This is a genomic window from Rhizobium sp. 18065, from assembly GCF_902706095.1.
Taxonomy (GTDB): Bacteria; Pseudomonadota; Alphaproteobacteria; order Rhizobiales; family Rhizobiaceae; genus Allorhizobium.
In genome coordinates this window covers 116,568-142,159 of the sequence record NZ_CACSJP010000008.1, presented here as the reverse complement: position 1 = coordinate 142,159, position 25,592 = coordinate 116,568, and the positions used below count along the sequence as shown (strand labels likewise).

The 25,592-nt window shown below is 61.1% G+C and carries 27 protein-coding genes; 13 read left to right on the top strand and 14 right to left on the bottom strand.

The window, feature by feature from the left end; genetic code table 11:
- Window positions 1-65: 65 nt before the first annotated feature.
- The 5 genes from GVK95_RS18850 to alr form a co-directional block, all read right to left on the bottom strand.
- Window positions 66-689: a CvpA family protein gene (locus tag GVK95_RS18850; protein ID WP_159952237.1), complete on the bottom strand. Its 624-nt coding sequence runs from the start codon at window positions 687-689 to the stop codon at window positions 66-68.
- Between the two features lie 88 nt (window positions 690-777).
- On the bottom strand, window positions 778-2,181 hold the full coding sequence (gene radA / locus GVK95_RS18845; RefSeq protein ID WP_159952236.1) for a DNA repair protein RadA: 1,404 nt from the start codon (window positions 2,179-2,181) through the stop codon (window positions 778-780).
- 4 nt (window positions 2,182-2,185) lie between these two features.
- Window positions 2,186-2,497, bottom strand: coding sequence for a type II toxin-antitoxin system RelE/ParE family toxin (locus tag GVK95_RS18840; RefSeq protein ID WP_159952294.1), 312 nt, complete (start codon window positions 2,495-2,497; stop codon window positions 2,186-2,188).
- Entirely contained in the window at window positions 2,493-2,762 is a 270-nt protein-coding gene (locus tag GVK95_RS18835) for a type II toxin-antitoxin system ParD family antitoxin (RefSeq protein ID WP_159952235.1), read from the bottom strand. The genes GVK95_RS18840 and GVK95_RS18835 overlap by 5 nt, the downstream gene beginning before the upstream one ends.
- Window positions 2,763-2,828: 66 nt before the next feature.
- The gene (gene alr, locus GVK95_RS18830) at window positions 2,829-3,986 is read right to left on the bottom strand and encodes an alanine racemase (RefSeq protein ID WP_159952234.1); all 1,158 of its coding nucleotides are present in this window, start codon (window positions 3,984-3,986) and stop codon (window positions 2,829-2,831) included.
- 89 nt (window positions 3,987-4,075) lie between these two features.
- On the opposite strand from alr, the gene GVK95_RS18825 reads away from it, so the two are divergent.
- The 3 genes from GVK95_RS18825 to GVK95_RS18815 all read left to right on the top strand — a co-directional run bounded on the left by GVK95_RS18825 (window position 4,076) and on the right by GVK95_RS18815 (window position 6,009).
- Window positions 4,076-4,933, top strand: coding sequence for an AraC family transcriptional regulator (locus tag GVK95_RS18825; RefSeq protein ID WP_159952233.1), 858 nt, complete (start codon window positions 4,076-4,078; stop codon window positions 4,931-4,933).
- 63 nt (window positions 4,934-4,996) lie between these two features.
- Window positions 4,997-5,710, top strand: coding sequence for an AzlC family ABC transporter permease (locus GVK95_RS18820; RefSeq protein ID WP_159952232.1), 714 nt, complete (start codon window positions 4,997-4,999; stop codon window positions 5,708-5,710).
- Complete coding sequence (locus GVK95_RS18815) at window positions 5,707-6,009, top strand: AzlD family protein (protein ID WP_159952231.1); 303 nt, start codon at window positions 5,707-5,709, stop codon at window positions 6,007-6,009. The genes GVK95_RS18820 and GVK95_RS18815 overlap by 4 nt, the downstream gene beginning before the upstream one ends.
- A gap of 33 nt (window positions 6,010-6,042) precedes the next feature.
- On the opposite strand, the gene GVK95_RS18810 is transcribed toward GVK95_RS18815, so the two are convergent.
- Window positions 6,043-7,539: a replicative DNA helicase gene (locus tag GVK95_RS18810; RefSeq protein ID WP_159952230.1), complete on the bottom strand. Its 1,497-nt coding sequence runs from the start codon at window positions 7,537-7,539 to the stop codon at window positions 6,043-6,045.
- Between the two features lie 312 nt (window positions 7,540-7,851).
- Here GVK95_RS18810 and GVK95_RS18805 point away from each other — a divergent pair, with 312 nt between their 5' ends.
- Genes GVK95_RS18805 through GVK95_RS18795 form a run of 3 tightly spaced genes read left to right on the top strand, consistent with a single transcriptional unit; the run spans window position 7,852 to window position 11,036 of the window.
- Window positions 7,852-8,310, top strand: a complete 459-nt coding sequence (locus GVK95_RS18805; protein WP_159952229.1) for a MarR family transcriptional regulator — start codon at window positions 7,852-7,854, stop codon at window positions 8,308-8,310.
- A complete protein-coding gene (locus GVK95_RS18800) occupies window positions 8,303-9,964 on the top strand; it encodes an MFS transporter (RefSeq protein ID WP_244618817.1) in 1,662 nt (553 codons plus the stop codon). The genes GVK95_RS18805 and GVK95_RS18800 overlap by 8 nt, the downstream gene beginning before the upstream one ends.
- Window positions 9,965-9,968: 4 nt before the next feature.
- Entirely contained in the window at window positions 9,969-11,036 is a 1,068-nt protein-coding gene (locus GVK95_RS18795) for an HlyD family secretion protein (RefSeq protein WP_159952228.1), read from the top strand.
- A 79-nt stretch (window positions 11,037-11,115) separates the two neighbouring features.
- Here the strand turns inward: GVK95_RS18795 and rplI are convergent, their stop codons facing one another.
- The 5 genes from rplI to GVK95_RS18770 all read right to left on the bottom strand — a co-directional run bounded on the left by rplI (window position 11,116) and on the right by GVK95_RS18770 (window position 14,979).
- Window positions 11,116-11,691, bottom strand: coding sequence for a 50S ribosomal protein L9 (rplI, locus tag GVK95_RS18790; protein ID WP_159952227.1), 576 nt, complete (start codon window positions 11,689-11,691; stop codon window positions 11,116-11,118).
- 23 nt (window positions 11,692-11,714) lie between these two features.
- Window positions 11,715-12,689, bottom strand: coding sequence for a DUF2232 domain-containing protein (locus tag GVK95_RS18785; protein ID WP_159952226.1), 975 nt, complete (start codon window positions 12,687-12,689; stop codon window positions 11,715-11,717).
- A 193-nt stretch (window positions 12,690-12,882) separates the two neighbouring features.
- A complete protein-coding gene (gene rpsR, locus GVK95_RS18780) occupies window positions 12,883-13,131 on the bottom strand; it encodes a 30S ribosomal protein S18 (RefSeq protein WP_003502063.1) in 249 nt (82 codons plus the stop codon).
- 24 nt (window positions 13,132-13,155) lie between these two features.
- Window positions 13,156-13,617, bottom strand: coding sequence for a 30S ribosomal protein S6 (rpsF, locus tag GVK95_RS18775; protein WP_007609011.1), 462 nt, complete (start codon window positions 13,615-13,617; stop codon window positions 13,156-13,158).
- A gap of 321 nt (window positions 13,618-13,938) precedes the next feature.
- Complete coding sequence (locus tag GVK95_RS18770; RefSeq protein WP_159952225.1) at window positions 13,939-14,979, bottom strand: aldo/keto reductase; 1,041 nt, start codon at window positions 14,977-14,979, stop codon at window positions 13,939-13,941.
- Window positions 14,980-15,198: 219 nt separating this feature from the next.
- Here GVK95_RS18770 and fabD point away from each other — a divergent pair, with 219 nt between their 5' ends.
- From fabD to gmk, 7 genes are all read left to right on the top strand, one after another.
- Window positions 15,199-16,143 carry an ACP S-malonyltransferase gene (gene fabD / locus GVK95_RS18765; protein WP_159952224.1) on the top strand — a complete coding sequence of 315 codons (945 nt, stop codon included), beginning with the start codon at window positions 15,199-15,201 and terminating at the stop codon, window positions 16,141-16,143.
- Window positions 16,144-16,176: 33 nt separating this feature from the next.
- Window positions 16,177-16,914 (top strand): 3-oxoacyl-[acyl-carrier-protein] reductase, encoded by a 738-nt coding sequence (gene fabG / locus GVK95_RS18760; protein WP_159952223.1) that lies wholly within the window; start codon window positions 16,177-16,179, stop codon window positions 16,912-16,914.
- 279 nt (window positions 16,915-17,193) lie between these two features.
- Window positions 17,194-17,430: an acyl carrier protein gene (locus tag GVK95_RS18755; RefSeq protein WP_027507378.1), complete on the top strand. Its 237-nt coding sequence runs from the start codon at window positions 17,194-17,196 to the stop codon at window positions 17,428-17,430.
- A gap of 116 nt (window positions 17,431-17,546) precedes the next feature.
- Complete coding sequence (gene fabF, locus GVK95_RS18750; protein ID WP_159952222.1) at window positions 17,547-18,803, top strand: beta-ketoacyl-ACP synthase II; 1,257 nt, start codon at window positions 17,547-17,549, stop codon at window positions 18,801-18,803.
- 201 nt (window positions 18,804-19,004) lie between these two features.
- On the top strand, window positions 19,005-20,228 hold the full coding sequence (mltG, locus tag GVK95_RS18745) for an endolytic transglycosylase MltG (protein WP_200844323.1): 1,224 nt from the start codon (window positions 19,005-19,007) through the stop codon (window positions 20,226-20,228).
- A gap of 25 nt (window positions 20,229-20,253) precedes the next feature.
- Window positions 20,254-21,144: a YicC/YloC family endoribonuclease gene (locus GVK95_RS18740; RefSeq protein WP_159952221.1), complete on the top strand. Its 891-nt coding sequence runs from the start codon at window positions 20,254-20,256 to the stop codon at window positions 21,142-21,144.
- Between the two features lie 3 nt (window positions 21,145-21,147).
- Complete coding sequence (gene gmk, locus GVK95_RS18735; protein WP_007608995.1) at window positions 21,148-21,795, top strand: guanylate kinase; 648 nt, start codon at window positions 21,148-21,150, stop codon at window positions 21,793-21,795.
- 63 nt (window positions 21,796-21,858) lie between these two features.
- Here gmk and betC read toward each other — a convergent pair whose 3' ends face one another.
- The 3 genes from betC to pdxA all read right to left on the bottom strand — a co-directional run bounded on the left by betC (window position 21,859) and on the right by pdxA (window position 25,581).
- Complete coding sequence (gene betC / locus GVK95_RS18730; RefSeq protein ID WP_159952220.1) at window positions 21,859-23,379, bottom strand: choline-sulfatase; 1,521 nt, start codon at window positions 23,377-23,379, stop codon at window positions 21,859-21,861.
- 352 nt (window positions 23,380-23,731) lie between these two features.
- Complete coding sequence (gene rsmA / locus GVK95_RS18725) at window positions 23,732-24,559, bottom strand: 16S rRNA (adenine(1518)-N(6)/adenine(1519)-N(6))-dimethyltransferase RsmA (protein WP_159952219.1); 828 nt, start codon at window positions 24,557-24,559, stop codon at window positions 23,732-23,734.
- Window positions 24,559-25,581: a 4-hydroxythreonine-4-phosphate dehydrogenase PdxA gene (pdxA, locus tag GVK95_RS18720; protein ID WP_159952218.1), complete on the bottom strand. Its 1,023-nt coding sequence runs from the start codon at window positions 25,579-25,581 to the stop codon at window positions 24,559-24,561. Before pdxA ends, rsmA begins: the two co-directional genes overlap by 1 nt.
- Between the last annotated feature and the right edge of the window lie 11 nt (window positions 25,582-25,592).

The following is a 25,592-nucleotide window of genomic DNA, read 5'->3' as shown; positions in this document are numbered from 1 at the left end:
CCGGTCTGTCCCGATCCGGCGGCGTCTGGATGTTATATAGGTAGCGGGCGATCGCCGCGCAAATTTCAATTCTCGGCCGGTGCCTCGCCCGCAGGTGTGGTATCGGCAGGAGCAGTTTCCGCTGGAGCCTGCTCGGCCGGTGCCGGTTGTCCGTCCGTCGCGGGCGCGGTCTCCTCGCGTCCAAGGATGCGGGCACGGATTTGCGGCTCGATATCTGTCGGCAGCACGGCCTCGAGCTTAAGCACCAGCGCATCGAGGAAAGGCTTGGACTTGGAATTGTTGACCCAGTCCGGCCGCTGCTTGATGTCGATCAGCCAGTTCCAGAAGGCAACGGCAACCACGAGCAGCAGAATGCCGCGGGCAGCCCCGAACAGGAAGCCGAGCGTCCGGTCCAGTGCGCCGATGCGGCTGTCGATGATGAAGTCTGCAATACGCGAGGTGATGAAGGAAATCACGATCAGCGCAATGAGGAAGATGATGCCGGCCGAACCCGCGATGGCGATACGGTCATCGCTGGTGTAGTTCTTCACATAGGGAACAAGCACCGGATAGAGATAATAGGCGGCAGCAACCGAGCCGGCCCAGCTTGCGATGGAAAGCACTTCGCGCGAAAAGCCACGCACCATCGCCAGCACCGCTGAAAACAGCACGACGCCGATGACGATACCGTCAAAAATCGTAATGGGCATAAATACCAACTCCAAGACTGCCGGCCCAGGCCGGCATGATTGTCACCGCGACACCGCCTGAGCGCGAAATATCACGCGTCGGAGCGGATCAACCATCCTCCTGATCGTTGCGCGCTTTCAACCGGGAACCGGCGATCTGCGCCACAAGATCGGGAAGGCTGTCCACTTCCCTCCATTTGCCTGTCGAACCCTTAGGCAGTTCGGCCGAGGCAGCCGGCAATACCGCAGCGGAGAAACCAAGCTTTTCCGCCTCTTTCAACCGTTGGCCCGTATGCGAAACCGGTCGCACCGCGCCTGACAGGCTGACCTCGCCGAAATAGACGCAATCGGCGGGAAGGGCAAGACCGGCAAGCGAGGAAACCAACGCTGATGCAATCGCCATGTCGGCCGCCGGTTCCGAGATCCGGTAGCCGCCGGCGACATTGAGATAGACATCGTGTTGTCCGAGCCTCACGCCGCAATGCGCCTCGAGAACAGCCAGGATCATCGCCAGACGGCTGGAATCCCAGCCGACCACGGCGCGGCGCGGCGTGCCAAGCGATGTCGCCGCCACCAGCGCCTGCACCTCGACCAGGATCGGACGCGTGCCCTCCATGCCGGCAAAGACGGCGGCCCCGGGGGCTTTTGCGTTGCGCTCGCCGAGGAAAAGCTCGGACGGATTGGCGACTTCGCGCAAGCCTTTGTCCGACATTTCGAAAACGCCAATTTCGTCTGTCGGCCCGAAACGGTTCTTGACGGTGCGAAGAATGCGGTAGTGGTGGCCGCGATCGCCTTCGAAATAGAGCACGGCGTCGACCATATGTTCGACGACGCGTGGGCCGGCGATCTGGCCTTCCTTGGTCACGTGGCCGACCAGAACCATGGTCGCGCCGGTCTGCTTGGCAAAGCGGATCATCGCCTGAACGCCCGTGCGGACCTGGGTGACGGTGCCCGGCGCGCTGTCGGCCGTGTCGCTCCACAGGGTCTGAATCGAGTCGATGATCACCAGGTCGGGCCGCTTGCCTTCCGAGATCGTCGCCAGGATATCCTCGACATTGGTTTCGGCAGCCAGCAGAACATCGGTATCGGCAGCCCCCAGTCGCTGTGCCCGCAGGCGCACCTGCGCAACGGCCTCTTCGCCCGAGACATAGATCACCCGGTGGCCCTTGCGGGAAAGAGCCGCTGCCGCCTGCATCAGCAGCGTCGACTTGCCGATGCCGGGATCGCCGCCGATCAAAACGGCGGAACCGCGCACAAAACCGCCACCGGTCGCCCGGTCGAGTTCCGCCATCCCGGTCGGAATTCTGGGCGCTTCCTCGATCTCGCCGGACAGTGCCGTCAGTGTTACCGCACGGCCCTTTTTCGGCGTCTTGCCCGGCCCGCCGCCGATGCCACCCATCGGATCTTCCTCGACGATGGTGTTCCATTCGCCGCAGCCTTCGCATTTCCCGGCCCAGCGGCTGTGAACGGTGCCACAGTTCTGGCAGATGAATTGTGTTTTTGCTTTTGCCATGAAGTCAGTTTTCGTCAGTCTTGAAATAATCGGGCGAAATGTCCTGGTGGCCATGCGCCAGCCGGAGGACAGTCAATTCAGTCTCCGATACGTTGAAAAAGATGATGCGCTCCCGGTAGGAGAAGCTTCTAACCCCGTAGCCGAGTTCGCTGCGGTCAATGCCAGTCAATCCGTCACGGGCGACGGTTTCTACCTTCAGGTACATGTTGAGAAAGAAGCGATCCGCCGCCGCCGGGTTCTCGTGGGCAATGTAGGTATGAGCCTCAAAGAGGTCCGCTCGTGCAGTCGATGTCCAAACTGGATCTCGGCTTTTAATAGCGTGCCCTCGTTTTTGTGTCCGCTGACATTTGTTTTATGTCATCCAGCATTTCGTCTGCCGACGCATAGCGGTGAACCCTGCCGGTCGCCATGTCGTCTAGCCCTTCCTGAACGAGTCGTTGCAATTCGATAAACTTGCCTTGTTCGCTGCCGAGCAGACGCAGTCCGGCAGCGACAACTTCGTCCGCATTCCTGTAGCCTCGGTTGGCAACAAGGTCGTCGACAAAGGCGCTATCTCGTTCACTAAGACGGATCTCGGTCATTTCGATCTCCTTTTGTTCTCTTGTAGCATGGCGATGTTCGACTTCCAAGAGGCTCAGCAAAATGGGTTAAATCTCGGTCGGGATATAGTGTCGCTCGTAGCGCAATCCGAGCCCCGTCAGCATCTCGTAGCCGATCGTACCAGCGGCCCGCGCCACGTCATCGAGCCGGATGTTGGAGCCGAACAGCTCGATATAGTCGCCGGCTGCAATGGCAGTGTTTGGCACGTCGGTGATATCGAAGACGGTCAGGTCCATGGTGACGCGCCCGACGACCGGAACCTTGTGTCCCGCGATGAAGCCCTGAGCGCCGGCGATCCCGGTTTCGCGCAGGGCAACGCCATGCCCGGAGAGATTGCGCAGATAGCCGTCTGCATAGCCGACCGAGGCGATGGCGAGACGGCTGTCGCGCGACAGGGTGCAGGTGCCGCCATAGCTGACGGTCTCGCCGGCTTTGGCGTCACGGATCTGCAGGATGCGCGCTTCGGCCTTGACGACCGGCCGCATCGGGTTGTTCACGCCGTAAACCGCCTCGCCGCCGTAAAGCGCGATACCCGGGCGGGTCAGGTCGAAATGGTAGTCTGGTCCGAGGAAAGTTCCGGCAGAGGCTGCAAGGCTTGAATCAATGCCTTCGAAAGCCTCGCTAACCTGCCGGAAAGCCTGAAGCTGTTGTTGGTTCATCGGGGATGCCGGATCATCGCTGCAGGCGAGATGGCTCATCACCAGAACCGGTGAGAAGCTGGCCGGACGTGAAACGTCGTCGGCCAGGACCAGCGCGTCGGCCAAGGGCAGGCCGAGCCGGTTGAAGCCGGTATCGACATGCAGCGCACACGGATGATCGCCATGCTCCGACACTGCCGCCATCCAGAAGGCCAGTTGTTCTTCGGACGTGATCACCGGAACGAGGTCGTTGTCGAAAAAGAAGTGCTCGACACCCGGCCAGATGCCGGAGAGAACAAAAATTCTCGCTTCCGGCGCATAGATGCGCAATGTTTCGCCTTCGGAGGGAACGGCCACGAAGAAGTCACGGGCGCCGGCCATGTACAGCGTTTCGCCGACATCCTCGATACCCAGTCCATAGGCATCGGCCTTCAGCACGGCAGCGGTGCGCGCCTTGCCCGAACGTCTGGCCATTTCCCGCCAGTTGTCGGCAATCGCCTGCAGGTCAACGGTCAGGCGCAGCGGCGCGCTGAGGAAGGCGTCGGTGAGGTCGGAAAATTGGGGCATAGAGGACCGGAAAATGAGGTATGGATCTTGGCTCGGACCCTAGCACTTTTCTACAAGACTGGAATGCTGACGGGAGATAGAATTCTGCAATGCACAACGTTTCGCAGAAACAGGCCACCGACGCCATGCCGACCGTCCGCACCGAGCGGACGCGGTTCTGGCGTGCGCCGCGTTTCCGCAGCATGGAATGCATGGCGGCCACCTTCATCACGCATGAATTCTCGCCACACTCGCACGACACGTTTTCGATCGGCGCCATCGAGGCCGGATGCCAGGTTGCGATGATCCGCGGCGAGCGGGCACATACCGGGCCGGGCGCGCTCTATCTGATCAATCCGGGCGAGACCCATGATGGCCAGCCGGGCGCCGATGAAGGTTATCGGTATCGGATGGTCTATCCCGATGTCGACCTGTTCACCGAAATCCTCGAAGAGACGACCGGTCGCGCCCTCCATGGAATACCGAGTTTTTCCAGACAGTTGCTGGTCGATCCGCAACTGGCCGAGGCCTTTAGTCTGGCGCATCGCAAGTTGGAGGACGGCTCGAGCGAACTGGAGAGCGAGGAGAGCATGTATACCGTGCTGGCCACGATGTTCGCCCGCTATGGCAGCGCGATCATCGTGCCGCAAGATCTGTCGGAGCCGGCTGGTGTTCGCCGCGCGCGCGACTATATTCGGGCGCATTTCGCTCAGGAGATCAGCCTGGAGGGGCTGGCGCGGGAAGCCGGCTTGAGCCGTGCCCATCTGATCCGCGCCTTCCGCAAGCACTATTTCATCACGCCGCATGCCTATCAGACCGACCTGCGCATCCGCCATGCCCGCCATCTCCTGCGACAGGGCGAAACCCCAACGGATACGGCGCTCAGCTGCGGCTTCGCGGATCAGGCGCATTTCACCCGCCATTTTAAGGCAAGAACCGGCCTGACACCGGGCAAGTACCGCCGATAGTCACTTTTGTTCAAGACGGCCATGGGGCGGATCGCTAGGACCTCCGGACTCGGGAGGTCTGACATGATTGAAACTTCGTTCCGCGGCGAATTCCTCAGTGGATTGCGCGCGATATCGCCATTGCTGCTGGCCGCAGCCCCCATCGGTTTCGTTTTCGGAACCGTGGCCGTGGGGCAGGGGCTATCGCCTCTGGAGGTTGGGCTTATGAGTGCGCTGGTATTTGCCGGCGGCTCGCAATTCGTTGCCATGGACCTGTGGACGCATCCGGCGTCCTGGGCGGCGCTCGGCTTTGCCGCACTCCTGGTCAATCTGCGTCATATCCTCATGGGGGCATCGCTGGAGCGCAGCCTTGGCAGCTTTGGTCCCGGGCAGAAACTGCCGTCGCTGTTGCTGATGGCCGACGAGATCTGGGCCATCTCCGAGGCACGGGCGCGCACCATGGTGTTGACCCCGGCTTTCTATTTCGGTCTTTCCGTGCCGTTCTATTGTGGCTGGGTGCTTTGCAGCCTTGCGGGTGCGCTTCTGGGAGCCGTGATCGGCGACACGGCGCTCTTCGGCCTCGACTTTGCCTTTCCGGCGGTCTTCATCGTCCTGCTGATGGGCTTCTGGAAAGGGCGCGAGACCGGTCTGGTGCTGATCGCGAGCGCTGCTGCCTCGCTGACCGTGCATCAGTTGCTGCCCGGTGCGTGGTATATTGCAGCCGGCGCGCTGGCAGGCCTGGCGGCTGCCTTTGTGCCGCTGGCAAACAGCCAGCCCGGCAAGGAGCAATCGGCATGAACCTTGATCCAGCAACACTTGTGGCCATCGTCGCGATGATGGTGGCCACCGTATTCACCCGGCTGACCGGATCGTTTCTGGTGCGCCGGTTTACTCTTGGCGAGAAAGCGGAAAAGGCGCTCGGCGTCGTGCCGCCCGCCGTGCTGATGGCCGTGGTCGCGCCGACGGCGCTGGCGGCTGGATGGGCCGAAACCGTGGCCTGTCTGGTCACAGCGTTTGCGGCTCTGCGCCTGCCACTGTTGCCGGCGGCCGGGGCAGGGGTGGTTACCGTAGCACTCTTGCGCGCGATCGGCTGGTAATTGCTCGAGATGAGGGCGTGGCGGTCGAAACCGTCACGTCTCCTCATACTGCGTGAAGCTCGGCTCGGCGAGGTCGGCAAACCGGGTGAATTCCGCCTGGAAGGCGAGCTTGACCGTGCCGGTCGGTCCGTGACGCTGCTTGGCGATGATGACATCGGCCGTACCCTTGACCTTGTCCATCAGCTGTTCCCATTCGGGATATTTCGGATCGCCCATGTCGCGCGGTTCGAGGTTCTTGACGTAATATTCCTCGCGGAACACGAACAGCACGACGTCGGCGTCCTGCTCGATAGAACCCGATTCACGAAGGTCGGAGAGCTGCGGGCGCTTGTCTTCGCGGCTTTCGACCTGACGCGACAGCTGCGACAGGGCGACGATCGGAACGTTCAGTTCCTTGCCGAGCGCCTTCAGGCCGGTGGTGATCTGGGTGATTTCCTGTACGCGGTTTTCCCCGGACTTGCCGGAGCCGGTCATCAGCTGGATATAGTCCACCACGAGGCAGTCGAGGCCGCGCTGACGCTTCAGACGACGCGCACGGGCGGACAGCTGGGCAATCGAGATACCACCTGTCTGGTCGATGAACAGCGGCACTTTCTGCATGGTCTGCGAGAAGCCGACCAGTTTTTCGAAATCATGTTCGGTGATGTCGCCACGGCGGATCTTCGACGAGGAAACTTCCGTCTGCTCGGACATGATACGGGTGGCAAGCTGTTCCGACGACATTTCGAGCGAGTAGAAGCCGACGACTCCGCCGTTCTTGGCCTTCATTGAACCGTCGGGCATGACTTCGGGATCGTAGGATGCGGCGATATTCCAGGCGATATTGGTCGCAAGCGAGGTCTTGCCCATGCCCGGACGCCCGGCGAGTACGATCAAGTCGGAGCGCTGCAGACCGCCCATCTTGCTGTCGAGCGACATGATGCCGGTCGAGATGCCGGAAAGATTGCCGTCTCGCTCAAACGCTGCGCCGGCCATGTCGACGGCCAAAGCGACGGCGTCGTTGAACGACTGGAAGCCACCGTCGTAGCGACCGTTTTCGGCCAGTTCGAACAGCCGCCGTTCGGTGTCTTCAATCTGCGTCTGCGGCGGCATGTCGAGCGGCGCGTCATAGGCGATGTTGACGACGTCCTCGCCGATCGTGATCAACGACCGGCGCAGCGCCAGATCGTAGATCGCCCGACCATAGTCCTCGGCATTGATGATGGTGACGGCTTCCGAGGCAAGGCGTGCCAGATACTGCGCGACCGTCAGGTCGCCGACGCGCTGGTCGGCCGGCAGGAAGGTCTTGATCGTGACGGGGTTTGCCGTCTTGCCCATGCGGATGATTTCCGAGGCAACCTCGAAGATCTTGCGGTGCAGCGGCTCGTAGAGATGCGGCGGCTTGAGAAAGTCCGAAACACGGTAATAGGCGTCGTTGTTGACCAGGATGGCCCCCAGCAGTGCCTGCTCCGCCTCGATATTGTTCGGAGCTTCCCTGTAGAGCGGCTCGCCCTGTTGTGCCGGAGCAATCTTTCGCAATGCATCGCTCATAGCGGTCTACCGTTTCTTCATGTCTGGCTATCGGATTGTGCAATGGGTTTGTCCGCACCCGCCGCTCAAGTCAACAGCAATTCAACCTTTGGACGGTCCAGGGGAGGGGGGCATTGAGCTTTTCGAACTCATCCCAAGTTTCCACAGGCTCTGCTCTTTTTTCAATGTTTTTCTTGACTCGATTTGGTGAGAATCGCGCGAGCAGCTTTGCAAAAATCACTGCCCAGCCATGCGGTATCTTCCTCTTGCTCATCGCTGGCACGGGCATTAAGTAGTGTAAATATAATTAGTGCACTATCAATTGGCGATGTTATGGACCGTACTGCGAACCAGCGTCTCCTGATTCAGGAGCTTCTCAATTTTTCCCGCAAGCTGCGGGCCCATTTTGACGCCTTGGTTCGGCAGAAGGGGCTGACCTTGCCGCGGGTGCGGGTGCTCTACACCTTGCTCGCCGAAGACGGGCAGACCCAGCGGGCGCTGGCCGCCGAACTGGAGATAGAGACCCCGACACTCGTGCGCCTGCTTGATTCGATGGAGGAACAGGGCCTGATCGAGCGTCGTGCGCTGAAAACCGATCGCCGGGCCAAGCAGATCTTCATGACGCCGACAGGCGCGGCGCTTGCAGCCGAAATGAGTGTCTTCGCGGATCAGTTTCGCGACCGCCTGCTGGTCGACATGGCCGATGGCGACATCGACGGCGGGCTTGCAATGGTGCGCCACCTGCTCGAAAGATTGGTGGATATGGGGGAAGGAGAACCGGCCAGTGAGTAATTCTGCTTCCATTCCCACCGTTTCGCCGCCGATGCCAGCGGACACCCCAAAGCCGATGGCACCACAAACGCCGCCATCAATGCCTCCGTGGAGAGCCGCGCTCTATATTTGTGCTTCCGTCCTGCTGTTCGTCACCCAGGGCCTCGGCATGCAGTTTGCCTCGGTAAACCTCGTGCAGTTGCAGGGCGAGTTGCAGGCAACGACGAACGAATCCGCCTGGCTGATGGCTGCCTATATGGCGCCGTATGCCAGCATGGCGATTGCGCTGGTCAAGGTCCGCACCCAGGTCGGCCTGAGGCGCTTCGCCGAGTGGAGCGTCATCATTTTTCTGGGTGTTTCGATCCTCAACCTGGCGGTTCATGATCTGCAATCGGGCATGGTCGTACGCTTTATCAGCGGCATGGGGGCAGCACCCCTTTCCACGCTGGGCTTTCTCTACATGCTGGAGGCCTTTCCGCCCGCCAGGAAATTGACCGTCGGTCTGGCATTGGCCCTGACCAACACCGCACTTTCGGCGCCGCTGGCACGGTTGATCTCGCCGGTCCTGATCACCTATGGCGGCTGGCACAGCCTCTACATGTTCGAGCTCGGTCTCGCCCTGCTGATCTTTCCGGTCATCTACCTTCTGCCTCTCACGCCGATCCCCCATGCCAAGGTGATCGGCAAGCAGGATGTGCTGAGCTACTTCTGTGTTGCCATCGGTTTCGGAGCGCTGGCAGTCGTATTGGCTGTCGGGCGCCTCTACTGGTGGTTCGAGGCCCCGTGGATCGGCGCATTGCTCGCTGTCTCGATTGCAGCGCTGACAATCTTCGTCCTGATGGAATTGCCGCGCACCGCGCCAATGGTCGATATCCGCTGGCTGCTAACGCCACAGAACCTGCATTTCATCGCCGTCCTGCTGGTGTTTCGCTTCGTCGCCTCCGAACAGACCAGCACGGCAACGAGCTTTTATCTCAATCTCGGCATCAACGACGGCCAGATACCCACGCTCTACTGGATCATGCTGGCCGGTTCGATTGCTGGTGGTCTGGCCAGCGCCTGGTTCCTCGATCGCAAGAGGATCGAGACCGCGCATGTGCTGGCACTGCTGTTGATCGCGACCGGCGCCTTCATGGACGCCCATGCGACCAATCTGACCCGGCCGCAGGAGATGTATCTCAGCCAGGCCATGGTGGCCGCGGGTGCGGCACTTTTCCTGCCGACCGCCATGGCCAAGGGTCTAGTGGCGGCCTTGGCCAAGGGGCCGCAATACATGCTGACCTTCATCGTCATTTTCCTGTTCACGCAGGCGATCGGCGGGCTGATCGCCTCGGCGGCGCTCGGCACGTTCATGGTCCTGCGGCAGCAATTCCATCTGAAGACGCTGCTGGAGCATTTTGTCCTGACCGATACGATCGTTGCCGACCGCGTTCAAACACTCTCGGCAGTCTACGCAAAGGTGGTCTCCGACAAGGCAGCGCTGGCGACCGAAGGCATCACCCTGCTTTATCAGCAGATCTCGCGGGAAGCCTATGTGCTTGCCTATAACGACACATTTCTCCTGACTTCCATCATCGCCGGGCTCGCGCTCGTCGCCCTTCTTGGCCATCTTGGTTTCGAGCGGCTGCGGCAGCTGACAAAGACGCCCGAACTGCAAGCATCAAATGCGGAATAAGACCATGTCCCAGACACTTCGCAATCCATTATCCCTTTTTGTCCTTCTGCTCGGCGTCGTCGGTGTGGCGGTGACGCTATATGCTTGGCATCTGCCGCCGTTCAGTACCTCGGTTGAGACGACCGACAATGCCTATGTCAGAGGATATGTCACCGTCATCAGCCCGCAATTGAGCGGCTATGTGGCAGAAGTCGCCGTCCAGGACTTCCAGGCGGTCAAGCAGGGTGATCTGATTGCCCGTGTCGACGATCGCATCTTGGCGCAGAAACTGGCCCAGGCAAAGGCGACGCTCGACGTGCAGAAGGCCACGCTGGCCAATTCGTTTCAAGAGGAAAAATCGGCTGAGGCCGCCGTCGGCTCCGCTGATGCCGAAGTGGAAAGCGCCCGCGCGGCCCTGGAAAAAGCCCAGTCGGAATGGGACCGAAGCCAGCGCCTGGCAACCACCGGCGTCGTCACCGAAACCGTGATCGAAAGCAATCGCTATAATCTGGCGCTCGCACAGGCCGGCGTGACGAAGGCCGAAGCCGCCGTAGAGGTCGCCCGTCAGAAAGTGGCCACCATCCTCGGCACCCGCGCCTCGCTGCAGGCTTCGGTGGAAGGTGCCGAATCGGCGGTCCAGCTGGCGGAAATCGATCTGCGCAACACCCGCATCGTCGCGCCGCGGGACGGCCGTGTCGGTGAAGTCGGCGCCCGTCTCGGTCAATATGTCTCGGCCGGCAGCCAGTTGACCACGCTCGTACCGGCCGACGTCTGGGTGGTCGCAAATTTCAAGGAAACCCAACTGGAAGGGCTGAAGCCCGGTCAGCCGGTTGAATTCACCGTTGATGCCCTGGGAGGCATGGCGCTGAAGGGCCATATCGAGCGCTTCTCGCCAGCGACCGGCTCCGAATTCAGCGTCATCAAGACCGACAATGCCACAGGCAATTTCACCAAGATCGCCCAACGTGTCGCGACCCGCATCAGCGTCGATCCAGGTCAGGAATTGTTGTCACGCCTGTCGCCGGGCATGTCGGTGGTCGTCAGGGTGGACAAGCGGTCCGAGCCGGACGTGCCGGCGCCAGGCAGCCTCTGACGCCCGTCAGCTTGCAAACGAAAAATGCCCGGTTCGACTTCTCGAACCGGGCATTTTTCATGCGGATAAACCGTAAGGCTTATTCGTCGTCGCCGTCGCGGTCTGCGTCCGGATCGAAGAAGTCTTCCGGACGAAGCGCGTCTTCGTCGATGCCGTAGATGGCGTCGGCCGAAGTCAGGCTTTCACCCTTGGACTGGCGCTCTGCTTCGTCAGCCGTACGGGCAACGTTCAGTTCGATCGCCAATTCGACTTCTGCATGGAGGTGCAGAACAACGCTGTGCAGGCCAATGGCCTTGATCGGCGTGTTCAGCTCGACCTGGTTGCGGCCGATGTTGAAGCCTTCGGCAGCCAGGATCTCGACAACGTCGCGAGCAGCAACAGAACCGTAGAGCTGGCCGGTTTCGCCAGCCGAACGCACGACGATGAAGGACTTGCCGGCGAGAGCGTCGGCAACCGTCTGGGCTTCCGACTTGCGCTCGAGGTTGCGGGCTTCGAGCGTTGCGCGCTCAGCTTCGAACCGGGTCTTGTTGGCAGCGTTTGCGCGCAGTGCCTTGCCGAGCGGCAGCAGGTAGTTACGGGCAAAGCCGTCCTTGACCTTTACGGTCTCGCCCATCTGGCCGAGCTTGGCGATGCGTTCAAGAAGAATGACGTTCATGATCTTTTCCTTTCAGTATTGGGTTACGGTTGGTCGTCGTGAGGGATGTCGGCTTTTTGGGCCGGCGTCAGGGCAACGGCACGGCGGGTATCCGCAAGGCCGATGATCAGGGGAACGAGAAGCGGCAGCAGCATGATTGCCGAGAGATAGGCGAGCACCAGCACCGGCAGGCGCCAGTCCTTGCCGCGCGATCGCAGATGCAGCGAGGCAAAGCCAGAAATCAGGAAGCCTGCGCCGAATGTGCCGCAGACAGTTGCGCCGATCATCGCCGGCACGCCGCCGGCAAAGCAGGCGAGAATGCCGGCGAGGAAGACGAAAACCGCATTGCGGTTCATGCGCAACGCCGACGGGATATCTTCGCGCGGGCGCTGGGCGCGGCCCGATGCCGAAACGACCCGCATGGCGATGTAGTACATGGTGAACAGCAGGATGACCCAGGTGCCGCCCTGGATGATCGGCAGAAGCAGCAGCATCGTGCGCTTCAGCTGTTCGAGCGCCGCGGGGTCTGGCAGCATAGCCGGATCCTGCGTGCTCATCGCGGTCGTCAGGGCATCGACCAGCTGGCCGGTCAGTTCGGGGCCGAAGCCGATGATGATGCCGAGCAGGATGACGGCAGCAGCGACGAAGGCGCAGAGCTGCAGCAGGATGTCCGAAAGCGGATACCAGGCCATCAGATTGTCGGGGCCACCGATTTCCGATGCCGGCCGCGCAAGGCTGGCCAGGTGCGCGAGCCAGCCTGCCGGTGCCAGTGTGAACAGTGCCATGCCGATGGCAAACATCGGCGACACGCTGACGGCGCCCAGCGCTGCGGCCGTGACGATCGCGGCGATTGCGGCAAGATTGCCCCAGCCGAGGCCGACGATCAGCACGGGCAGGGCGGATGCTGCATAGAGAATGGATGCAAGAGACGGCTGTGCGGTCGCGCCGAGCACGAGAAGTGCGGCGGTAATACCGGCAAGTACGCCGGTCATCAGCAATTTTCCGTCCAGTTTTTGCAATGTCGCTGTCCTGCTGGTTCAAGCAGTTAGGGGATGATCCGGACTCAAGATGTGAAGCCGGTCCCCAACATGGGATTTCACCTGAAGGCGTTCATGCAGCGCATGAAGCATCTTCGGGCATGGGTTCCGATCCGCGCCCAACGCGGAAGGGATGATGGCCCGCCGATCCAGGATCAGCGGGCCGTCAATTCGATTAGGCTACGACGTAAGGCAGCAGGCCGAGGAAACGGGCGCGCTTGATGGCCTGGGCCAGTTCGCGCTGCTTCTTCTGGGAAACTGCAGTGATACGCGAAGGAACGATCTTGCCGCGCTCGGAAATGTAGCGCTGCAGGAGACGGACGTCCTTGTAGTCGATCTTCGGTGCATTCGCGCCCGAGAAGGGGCAGGTCTTGCGACGACGATGGAAGGGACGACGTGCCTGAGAAGAGGATGCATCAGCCATTGTGTTTTCTCCTTTTGCTCAGCTTTACGCGCGGTCTTCGCGCGGACGACGCTCGAAGCCACCTTCGCGCGGTGCACGATCAGGACGCGGACCACGGTCGCCGAAGCCACCTTCGCGGCGCGGGCCACGATCGTCGCCGTCACGACGCGGACGGTCGTCACGGTCGCGCTTCTGCATCATGGCAGACGGGCCTTCTTCGTGCGCTTCAACAGCGATGGTCATGTAACGAAGAACGTCTTCGTTGATGCGCATCTGGCGCTCCATCTCGTGGATCGCAGCACCCGGTGCTTCGATGTCCATGAGAGCGTAATGAGCCTTGCGGTTCTTCTTGATGCGGTAGGTCAGGGACTTGAGGCCCCAGTTTTCTACACGCCCGACCTTGCCGCCGTTAGCTTCGATAACACCCTTGTAGAGTTCTACGAGGGCATCAACCTGCTGTGCAGACATATCCTGTCGGGCAAGGAGTACATGTTCGTAAAGAGCCATGATAGCTTTGCCTTTCTTGCGTTTGTCGTCACCCGGATCCGGCGCTAAGCCTCAACGACTGCTCCTGAATGGCACAAGGCCAAGGCAAGAAAAGCTGTTGTATCGAGACGGTCGAGAGCGGAGACACGGGAGGCCGGAAAACCCTTCGGTTCCTGCGGCTCTCTCGCGAAAGCCGGCCCTCCGTTCAGCCACCAGCCATGAGACCGGGTGTTGTGAACAGCGCGGCTTATACGCGCATTTGCCGGAAAGGCAAGGGCGCGGCCCAATTAAGATGGCCGCGCCCTCTGTTGTCTCGGTTCGGAGTTGGTCTCCTGCTGGATGTCAGATGGTCGCCGGATAAAGGCGATGGATTTTCGCGATCTCCTTGAGGATCTCGTCAGGCAAGGTCAGGTCGGCGGCGCTGATGTCGGTCTTCAGCTGCTCCATCGTCGTCGCGCCGATGATCACTGAGGCCATGAACTTGCGCGTCAGGCAAAACGCGAGGGCCATGGCAGACGGGTCGATGCCGTGTTGCTTGGCAAGTTCGACATAGGCGCGGGTTGCCGGTTCCTGATAGGAGACCAGCCGTCCGCCGATATCGCCGATCGTGCCGCGCGAGCCGGTCGGCTTGCCGCCGTCAAGATACTTGCCCGACAGGATGCCGCCGGCCAGCGGTGAATAGGCCAGCAGGCCGACATCCTCGTGATGCGACAGTTCCGCCATGTCGAGATCGTAGTGGCGATAGAGGAGGTTATATTCATTCTGGATGGTGGCGACGCGCGGCAGCCCCTTCTGCTCGGCAATCGACAGAAACTTCTGTGTGCCCCAGGTCGTCTCGTTCGACAGGCCGATCGCCCGGATCTTGCCAGCCTTGACGCAGGTGCCAAGCGCTTCAAGCTTCTCGCTGATCTCGTCTTCGGTGCGTGCTTTGTCCTGGGCGAAGGGGTCGTAATTCCAGGCGCCGCGAAAATGGAAATGGCCGCGGTTTGGCCAATGGATCTGGTAAAGGTCGATGTAGTCTGTCTTCAGGCGCGACAGGCTGGCGTCGACGGCATCCAGAAGCGATTGCGCGGTGATCGGCGCGCCGCCACGGATGTACTCCCGGCCGGCACCCGCCACCTTGGTCGCCAGGACCACCTCCCGGCGCTTGCCTGACTTTTCGAACCAATTGCCGATCATGCGTTCCGTGTCGGCATAGGTCTCGGGCGACAGCGGCGTCGTGGGATAGAGTTCCGCCGTGTCGAAGAAGTTGACGCCATGCTCGAGCGCGTAGTCCATCTGCGCGAAGGCTTCGGCTTGCGTGTTCTGCGAGCCCCAGGTCATGGTTCCCAGACAAATCTCGGAAACATGGATATCGGTACGGCCGAGCCGGTTCATTTTCATCAGATATGCCTCGAATGTGGAAGGTAGCCCGAAATGGGCCTTGGAAGGTCACCCACAATTTAGTGGGAAATTGACGCACCGCAAGATGGCTCTGAGCCGCATTCTGGTTGTAATCTGCTTGTGACTTGAGTGCCTTGCTGCAGGTGTTTGGCCGCTCCAAGGCTTGACTCGTCGGTTGAGAATGTGAATTGGAAGGGAAAAACCTAGGGAGTAAAGCCCATGACAGTTGCATTCACCTTTCCCGGCCAGGGCAGCCAGGCCGTTGGAATGGGCAAGGACCTTGCCGATACCTATCCCGAAGCGCGTGCCGTTTTCGAGGAAGTCGACGAGGCACTTGGCCAGAAACTGTCCGACGTCATGTGGAATGGTCCGGAAGAAACCCTGACCCTGACCGCCAATGCCCAGCCGGCTCTGATGGCCGTTTCCATGGCCGTCATCAAGGTTTTGGAAGCCAAGGGTCTCGACCTGAAGTCGAAGGTCTCCTTTGTCGCCGGCCATTCGCTCGGCGAATATTCGGCTCTTTGCGCGGCCGGTACCTTCTCGATCGGCGACACCGCCCGTCTTCTGCGCATCCGCGGCAATGCCATGCAGGCAGCCGTTCCGGTCGGCGAAGGCGCCATGGCCGCGATCATCGGCCTGGAGCATGGCGACGTGCAGGCGATCTGTGTGGAAGCCTCCGTCATCGGCCCATGCCAGATCGCCAATGACAATGGCGGCGGCCAGCTGGTCATTTCCGGGGCGAAGGCTTCTGTCGAAAAGGCAGCGGCACTGGCCACCGAAAAAGGCGCCAAGCGCGCCATCATGCTGCCGGTATCGGCGCCCTTCCATTCTGCGCTGATGGCGCCGGCCGCCGACGCTATGCGCGAGGCATTGGCCGGTGTTGCCAAGCACGATCCCATCGTACCGCTGATCGCCAATGTCCGCGCTGCCCCGGTCACATCTGCCGATGAGATCGCCGGTCTGCTGGTCGAGCAGGTCACAGGTCAGGTGCGCTGGCGCGAGACGGTCGAATGGTTCGCCGCCAATGGCGTCACCACGCTTTATGAAATAGGCTCCGGCAAGGTCCTCACCGGTCTTGCACGTCGCATCGACAAGAATATTTCCGGCATTGCCGTGAACACGCCAGCCGATATCGACGCAGCGCTCGCTGCGCTGAATGGCTGATAAGATAATCCTGGATCCATAAGGAACGCGATCATGTTTGATCTGACCGGCCGCAAGGCCCTCGTGACCGGCGCGACCGGTGGCCTCGGCGAAGAGATCGCCCGCATGCTGCACAGCCAAGGCGCTGTCGTCGGCCTGCACGGCACCCGCGTCGAGAAGCTGGAAGCGCTTGCCGCCGAACTCGGCGAGCGTGTGCACATCTTCCCGGCAAACCTCTCCGACCGCGACGAAGTCAAGGCACTCGGCGAAAAGGCTGAAGCTGAACTCGGCGGTGTCGATATCCTTGTCAACAATGCCGGCATCACCAAGGACGGTCTTTTTGTTCGCATGAGCGACGCCGACTGGGACGCGGTTCTGGAAGTGAACCTCACCTCCGTCTTCCGGCTGACCCGGGAACTGACGCATCCGATGATGCGCCGCCGCTATGGCCGCATCATCAACATCACCTCGATCGTCGGCGTCACCGGCAATCCGGGCCAGGCCAATTACTGCGCCTCCAAGGCCGGCATGATCGGCTTCTCCAAGTCGCTCGCCCAGGAAATCGCCACGCGCAACGTGACGGTCAACTGTGTCGCGCCGGGCTTCATCGAGAGCGCCATGACCGGCAAGCTCAACGAGAAGCAGAAGGAAGCGATCATGGGCGCGATCCCGATGAAGCGCATGGGCGCCGGTTCGGATATCGCTGCGGCCGTTCTTTATCTCGCCTCCAGCGAGGCGGGCTACATGACCGGACAGACCTTGCACGTCAACGGCGGCATGGCGATGATCTAACGCCTTCGGGCGCTTGGATTTCGTTTGCCGAAATTGCATGTTGAGCAAGCGCGGCGGGCGAATTTCTGGCTATGCGGCGCGGGGAAACCGTGTTAAGCGGGCCATGACTGTAAACAGTCGTTCCGTTCTATGGGCCGAAGTTTATGCTTTTGTTTGCATAAACTGCTCTAGGCGGAGCAGATCGGGTTTGCTGGTGGGGTCTTAGACGATCACCGGCTAATGCAGGGCAGGGACGCCATTACGGCACCCTCTGAGATTAAGAAGGTCGAGGAAACCGACATGAGCGATATCGCAGAACGCGTGAAGAAAATTGTAATTGATCATCTCGGCGTAGACGCTGAAAAGGTTGTCGAAGGCGCGAGCTTCATCGACGATCTGGGCGCCGACTCGCTCGACACTGTCGAACTGGTCATGGCCTTCGAAGAAGAATTCGGCGTTGAAATTCCGGACGATGCAGCAGACTCGATCCTGACGGTCGGCGACGCTGTCAAGTTCATCGAGAAGGCCCAGGCCTGATCGACTGACATAATGCGGGAGGGTGGCCGAGGCCACTCATCCTGCCGGGGCCCGCGATATGCGGGCCTTGCTGTATTTAAAAGACTGCGGTCAAAAGCGTGGGATGGGCTCGGACGATGAGACGTGTCGTTATCACCGGTACCGGCATGGTATCTCCTCTCGGATGCGGAACGGAACTGACTTGGGCGCGCCTGCTGGCTGGCCAGAGCGGTGCCCGCCTCGTCACCGAATTTCAGGTCGATGACCTCCCGGCGAAGATTGCCTGCCGGATTCCAACCGAAGGCGAGGGTGCATTCAGCCCCGACGACTGGATGGAGCTGAAAGAGCAGCGCAAGGTCGACAATTTCATCATCTACGCGATCGCAGCGGCCGACATGGCGCTGAAGGATGCCGGTTGGGAACCCAAGACCTATGAAGACCAGTGCGCCAGCGGCGTTCTGATCGGCTCGGGCATCGGTGGCCTCGAAGGTATCGTCGAAGCCGGTCACATCCTGCGCGACAAGGGGCCGCGCCGCCTGTCGCCGTTCTTCATTCCCGGCCGCCTGATCAACCTGGCCTCGGGCCAGGTATCGATCCGCCACAAGCTGCGTGGTCCGAACCATTCCGTCGTCACGGCCTGTTCGACCGGCGCGCACGCCATTGGCGATGCCGCCCGTCTGATCGCGCTCGGCGATGCCGACGTCATGGTCGCCGGCGGCACGGAATCGCCGATCAGCCGCATTTCGCTGGCCGGCTTTGCCGCCTGCAGGGCGCTGTCGACCGCCCACAACGACGATCCGACCAAGGCTTCGCGCCCGTATGACAAGGACCGCGACGGTTTTGTCATGGGCGAGGGCGCTGGCATTGTCGTTCTGGAAGATCTCGAACACGCCAAGGCGCGCGGCGCCAAGATCTATGCCGAAGTTGTCGGCTATGGTCTGTCGGGTGATGCATTCCACATCACCGCTCCGTCGGAAGACGGCGACGGCGCGTTCCGTTGCATGACCATGGCGCTAAAGCGCGCCGGGCTGACGGCTGGCGATATCGACTATATCAACGCCCACGGCACCTCGACCATGGCCGATACGATCGAACTCGGAGCCGTTGAACGCCTGGTTGGCGAACACGCTTCGAAGATCTCGATGTCCTCGACCAAGTCGGCTATCGGCCATCTTCTCGGTGCAGCAGGCGCCGTCGAGGCGATCTTCTCGGCGCTGGCGATCCGCGACAATGTCGCGCCGCCGACGTTGAACCTCGACAATCCGCAGGTTGAGACCGCGATCGATCTCGTGCCGCACAAGGCCCGCAAGCGCGACATCAATGTTGCCCTGTCGAATTCCTTCGGCTTCGGCGGTACGAACGCCTCGCTGGTCCTGCGCCGCTACGAGGCCTGAGGCGAAAGAGGCAAAGGTTGCCTCCAAGCAGCCTTTGACCTTGCCATTGGCTTGAATGACGGGGGTGCCGGTCTTGCCCGCACCCCTTTTTTGCGGATAGAAATCTGACGCCCACACAACGCACTGCGTTGAGCGCTAACCCGGATTTTGCCGCATTGCTGGCTGAAAGAGCAGCGACAGCGAAACAAAGAAGGATTGCCGGTGACCGACAACAGCCAGAACGGCGGTAGCCAGAACAACGGTGTTTCCTTTGGCCGCGAGGCCGAAGCCAAGGCGACGACCAAGGGGCCGATTATTCCCAAGTCGCCAAACGAGGCATTGCGCCCCGAACGCGTGCCGCAGCCGCCGCGCCGGTCGCGCAAGGCTCGCAGCCAGCTCGTGATTTTTCTCAATTTTGTCATGACGATGATCGTCTTCGTCGGCGTGGTTGCGGTCGCCGGATTCTTCTATGTCATGGACAGCTACCAAAGGCCGGGTCCGCTGGCGACCAACACGAACTTTGTCGTGCGCAGTGGCGCAGGCCTGGCGGAAATCGCCAACAATCTCGAGCGCAACAACATCGTTTCGGATGCGCGCATCTATCGTTACGTGACGGCGACCTACTTGGAAGAGGGCGACACGCTCAAGGCCGGCGAATACGAGGTCAAGGCGGGCGCGTCGATGAAGGAAGTGACCGAACTTCTGCAGTCGGGCAAATCGATCTTGTATTCGGTCTCCCTGCCGGAAGGCCTGACCGTCAAGCAGATGTTCCAGCGTCTGGCCGAAGACACGGTTCTGGAAGGCGATCTGCCGACCGAACTGCCAGCCGAAGGCAGCCTGCGACCGGACACATACAAGTTCTCGCGCGGCACCAATCGTGCCGAGATCGTCAGCCAGATGGCTGCAGCGCAGCAGCGCCTGATCGACCAGATCTGGGAGCGACGCGATCCTGACCTTCCGGTCACGACCAAGGAAGAGTTCATCACGCTCGCCTCGATCGTCGAGAAGGAAACCGGCAAGGATGACGAACGCGCCCATGTGGCCTCGGTCTTCATCAACCGCCTCGCCAAGGGCATGCGCCTGCAGTCGGACCCGACGATCATCTACGGCCTGTTCGGTGGTGACGGAAAACCGGCCGACCGGCCGATCTTCCAGTCCGACATCAAGAAGGAAACGCCCTACAACACCTATCTGATCAAGGGCCTGCCGCCGGCGCCGATCGCCAATCCGGGCCGTGCCGCCCTTGAAGCCGTTGCGCATCCGTGGAAAACCAAGGATCTCTACTTCGTTGCGGACGGCACCGGGGGACACGTGTTTGCCGCCACGCTCGAAGAGCACAACGCCAATGTCCGTCGTTGGCGCAAGCTCGAAGCCGAGCGTGCCGCCAATCCGCCCGCAACACTGGATGTTGCGCCGGAAGTGGACCCGCAGGCCAAGAAGAACTGACGACCGGGCAAGGGGGCACGGGCCAATGACACTGCAATCCATGACGGGCTTTGCCCGCAATGAAGGAACGACCGGGCGCTATCGCTGGGCCTGGGAATTCCGCTCGGTCAACGGCAAGGGCCTCGATATCCGTCCACGTTTGCCGCAGGGTCTGGAAAGCCTGGAGACGGAAGTTCGTCGGCTGGTCACCGAGCGCCTGACGCGGGGCAATCTGCAGGTGACCCTTTCGCTCACTGTGAGTGAGAACCGGGTGGAAGCAGTGCTCAACCGCGATGCACTCGACGCGGTGCTGCGCCTGCGCGACGAACTCGGCCCCGGCCTGATCGATCCCGCGCCACTGCGCCTCGATACGCTCCTGTCGATCCGCGGCCTTGTCGATCTGCGTGAGGCGACCGATGACGAGGCCGCGATCGCTGCTCGTGACGGCGACATTGTCGCAGGCCTTGAGCGCGCGGTAGCTGCACTGGTCGACATGCGTGCCAGTGAAGGCGATGCCCTGCGTCGCGTGCTCGAAGATCACATCACCCGGATCGAGGAACTGGCGCTTCAGATTGAAGCGGATCCATCCCGGCAGCCGGATGAGATCGGTCGCCGACTGGAAAACCAGCTGGCTGTCATTCTCGACAACACGTCCGGCCTCGATCGCGACCGTTTGCATTCGGAAATTGCCCTGATTGCCACCAAGGCCGATCTGCGCGAAGAGATCGACCGGTTGAAGGCGCATGTGATCGCCGCGCGCGAATTGCTGACCACAGGCGGTCCGATCGGCCGCAAACTCGATTTCCTAGCACAAGAATTTAACCGAGAATCAAATACGATCTGTTCCAAATCAAATGCCGTCGCGGTGACCTCCGCCGGCATCGAACTCAAGGTCGTCATCGACCAGTTCCGGGAACAGGTTCAAAATCTGGAGTAGTTCATGGCCGACATTGCGCCCGCACACGTCAAGATCGCCAGGCGGGGCCTGATGCTCGTCATCTCCTCGCCGTCCGGCGCCGGGAAATCCACCATTGCCCGCACGCTGATGGACAAGGACAAGCAGATCGGCCTGTCGGTCAGCGTCACCACCCGCCAGCGCCGCCAGAGTGAAATCGAGGGCGTGCACTACCAGTTCGTTTCCCAGCGCGAGTTCGAGCGCCTGCGCGACAGCGACTCGCTGCTCGAATGGGCGCAGGTGCATGGCAACTACTACGGCACGCCGCGCGAAGCGGTTGAAACTGCGATGGGTGAAGGCCGGGACATGCTGTTCGACATCGACTGGCAGGGCGCCCAGCAGTTGCAGGAAAAGATGTCGGTCGATGTCGTGTCGATCTTCATCCTGCCGCCGACCATGGCCGAGCTGCAGTCGCGCCTGCATCGCCGTGCAGAAGACACGGAAGAGGTCATCCAGACGCGTCTGGCGAATTCCCGCGCCGAGATCGCCCATTGGCGCGAATACGACTATGTGATCGTCAATGACGATCTGCAGTCTGCTTTCGATGCCGTGCAGTCGATCGTCAAGGCGGAGCGCCTGCGCCGCGACCGTCGCCACGGCCTGTTCGATTTCGTCGAAGGCCTGATTGCCTGATCACAGGCATCGGCTCAAGGTTTTGGCCGGCACAGGGGTAACATCCCGTGCCGGCTTTTTTGACTATTCGCCGCGCGGGAAGCGCTGGCTCTCTTCCAGTATGTTCAGGTCCATGTGGTTGCGCATGTAGCGCTCGGAGGCCTTTTGCAGCGGCTGGTAATCCCACGGGAAATAGGCACCATTGCGAAGGGCGGCATAGACGACATGACGACGCGCCTGGCTCTCGCGCACGGCGGCATCGAACCGTGAAAGATCGCCACGCGCCAGCGCCTTTGACTTCAACTGTGCAAAGACCTCGGCATGGGCCGGATCATCGGCCAGATTGACCAGTTCCTGCGGATCGGCGTCCAGATCGACCAGGATCGGTGGGTCGACGTCACAGAGTGTCAGCTTGAACTTGCCATCCCGGATGCCGACGAGTGGGGCGATCGAGCCCTCGGCGGCATATTCCATCGGCACCGGACCACGCCCGCCCGTCGCCGTCGCCAGAGGCATCAGGTCTTCGCCGTCCGTCCATGGCGCGAGCGTCGAGATATCGATGCCGGCAAGTCCGGCAACGGTCGGCGTCACGTCGAGGGTCGACACGGGTTGCATCACCAGCCGTGGCTCCACGCCCGGCACGCACATCATCAGCGGTACGCGGGCAGAGCCTTCGAAGAAGTTCATCTTGAACCACAGTCCGCGCTCGCCCAGCATGTCGCCATGGTCGGAGACGAACAGGATGACGGTATTGTTCGCCATGCGGGTGCGTTCCAACACGTCGAGGATCTCGCCGATCTTGTCATCGACATAGGAGATATTGGCGAAATAGCCCTGGCGGGCGCTGCGAATGTTCTCGTCGGTGATAGCAAAGGCGGTATGATCGCAGGCATCCATCAGGCGCTTGGAATGAGGATCCTGATCCACATAAGCAATGGGGCCGACCGTCGGGGACAATTCCGGGCAATCGTCGTAGAGGTCCCAGTATTTGCGCCGCGCCACATAGGGGTCGTGCGGATGGGTGAAGCTGACCGTCAGGCACCACGGGCGATCGTCCTGGCCACGGGACAGATCGTAAAGCCGGCGGTTCGCATGATAGGCGACCTCGTCGTCATACTCCATCTGGTTGGTGATTTCCGCGACACCGGCGCCGGTGACCGAGCCGAGATTGTGGTACCACCAGTCGATCCGCTCGCCGGGCTTGGTATAGTCCGGTGTCCAGCCGAAATCGGCCGGATAGATGTCGGTGGTCAGCCGCTCCTCGAAGCCGTGTAACTGGTCCGGTCCGACGAAATGCATCTTGCCGGACAGGCTTGTCTGGTAACCCGCAGCCCGCAGATGGTGTGCGAAGGTCGGAATGTCCGAGGAGAATTCCGCCGCATTGTCGTAGACCCGAGTGCGGCTCGGCAATTGGCCGGACATGAAGGAGGCGCGAGCCGGCGCACAGAGGGGGCTCGCGGTATAGCTGTTGGCAAAACGCACGGAGCGCTTTGCCAAAGCCTTCAGATGTGGTGCATGGAGAAATTCGGCTGGCCCGTCGGGAAAGAGCGTGCCGTTGAACTGGTCTACCATCAGGATCAGGATATTTGGGCGAGATTGCACCACGTCGTTTTCCTCAAAGTCCGAGTTACAGTTTGGTTGGGCTTAAGCCGACCCGGCCGCCAAGATCCTTGCCAGCGGAAAGCCGGAGATGACGGGCAGGTTAGCCCTGAACCAGAGCGTGCGGGCAATATTTCATGTTTTGATCTCGCCGAACTCGCTTATCCGCGTCGTTTTCATGCTGATCTCGAACGCCGGAATGTCGCCAAAGCTCTTGCTCATGAATCAGAAGCGCTGCGGTGCCGTGAACGTGGAGAAAATCGGGCATGCCACTTGTGCAAGCGGCCGTGTTTCAAAGCGGGATCAAGAGCCCACGCAGCCCTGGTCACAAGGATCGATATCCACGCGGCACAGCGGTTCACAGCAGATTGGCGAGCCGGCAGAATTCCTCGACGCTCAGCGTTTCAGCGCGGCGTTGCGGGTCAATGTCGGCTTTGGCCAGCAGGGCCTCGCCACCGACAGGCTTCAGGCTCTGCCGCAGCATCTTACGCCGTTGACCGAATGCAGCCATGGTGACTTTCTCGAGCTTGTCGGGATCGCAGGGCAGCGGGTTGAGACGCGGCGTCAGGTGGACAACGGTCGAGGTGACCTTGGGCGGTGGCGTGAACGCCTGGGGTGGTACGTCGAAGGCCATATGCGACTCGGTGCGCCAACCGCACAGAACCCCAAGTCGGCCGTAGTGGTTGTCGTCCTCGTTCGCCACAATCCGCTGCCCGACTTCCCTCTGGAACATCAGCGTCAGCGATTGCCAGAAGGGCGGCCATTGCCTCGGCAGCAGCCAGTTCACCAGCAGTTGCGTGCCGACATTATAGGGCAGGTTTGCGATGATTTTCACCGGACCTTCGGGCACCATCGACTCGAAGTCGGTTTTCAAAGCGTCGCCTTCGATCACCTCGAGACGACCGGGATAGTGGTCAGCCACTTCGGTCAGCGCCGGCAGGCAGCGCGGATCGCGCTCGACGGCAATCACCTTCTTGGCACCAAGCGCAAGGATGGCGCGCGTCAATCCACCGGGACCAGGCCCGACTTCGAACACGGTGACCCCTTCCAGCGAGCCGGCCGTTCGCGCAACTTTCTGCGTAAGATTGAGGTCGAGCAGAAAGTTCTGCCCCAGCGCTTTTCGCGCATCCAGGCCATGTCTCGCAATCACGTCGCGAAGCGGCGGCAAACCATCCAGTGCGGCCATCAGGACTCTACTTTCGAATACCGGCTGATCTGGTCAGCCATCCGGATCGCAGCAACGAGACTGTGCTCGCGGGCAAGGCCGGTCCCGGCCAGCCCGAAGGCCGTGCCATGATCCGGCGACGTGCGGACAAAGGGCAGGCCAAGTGTGACATTTACGCTGTCGTCGAAGCCGAGCGCCTTTGCCGGGATCAGCGCCTGATCGTGGTACATGCAGACCGCCACGTCATAGCGCTGGCGAGCTTCATCATGGAACATCGTGTCGGCGGGCAGGGGGCCGAAGGCATCGATACCCTCGTCGCGCAGGGTCCGGATTGCAGGATGAATGATATCGTCATCCTCGTGCCCGATGGCGCCGCCTTCGCCCGCATGCGGGTTCAGTCCTGCAACGGCCAGCCGCGGCGTGGCAATGCCGAACCGCTGTTTCATGTCATGCGCGATGATCCGGCAGGTCTCGACGATCAAGGATGGTGTCAGCGCGTCAGGTACGTCCCTGATCGGAATGTGTATGGTGACAGGCACCGCCCGCAACTTCGGTCCGGCGAGCATCATCACCGGCGTGACCGGATGACCGAGATGCCTGGCCGCAAGGTCGGCGAGGAATTCGGTATGGCCGGGGAAGCCGAACCCGGCTTCGTAGAGCACCGATTTTGCGATCGGATTGGTCACGACACCCCGTGCCTTGCCATCGAGGCAGAATTGCACGGCGGTCTCGATCGCGCTGATCGTACCTTTTGCGTTGGCGACATGCGGTGATCCGGCCAGAATTTCAGTGCCGGTCGGTATGTTGAACACCGGCAAAGCCGAACCGAACATGGCGGCGGTATCGGCGACGTCCGCTTCCTGGACCCTGACGTCAAGCTCCAACTGCCGCGCCCGTATCCGAAGCACATCAGCGTCGCCGATGTAAATGAAAGGCGGCAGATCAAGCACATCGCGTCGCAGCCATGCTTGCAGCGTTATATCCGGACCGATGCCTGCAGGATCGCCTTGGCTCAGAGCGAGCGGAAGATGGGCATCGGTCATATGTCGGCGTG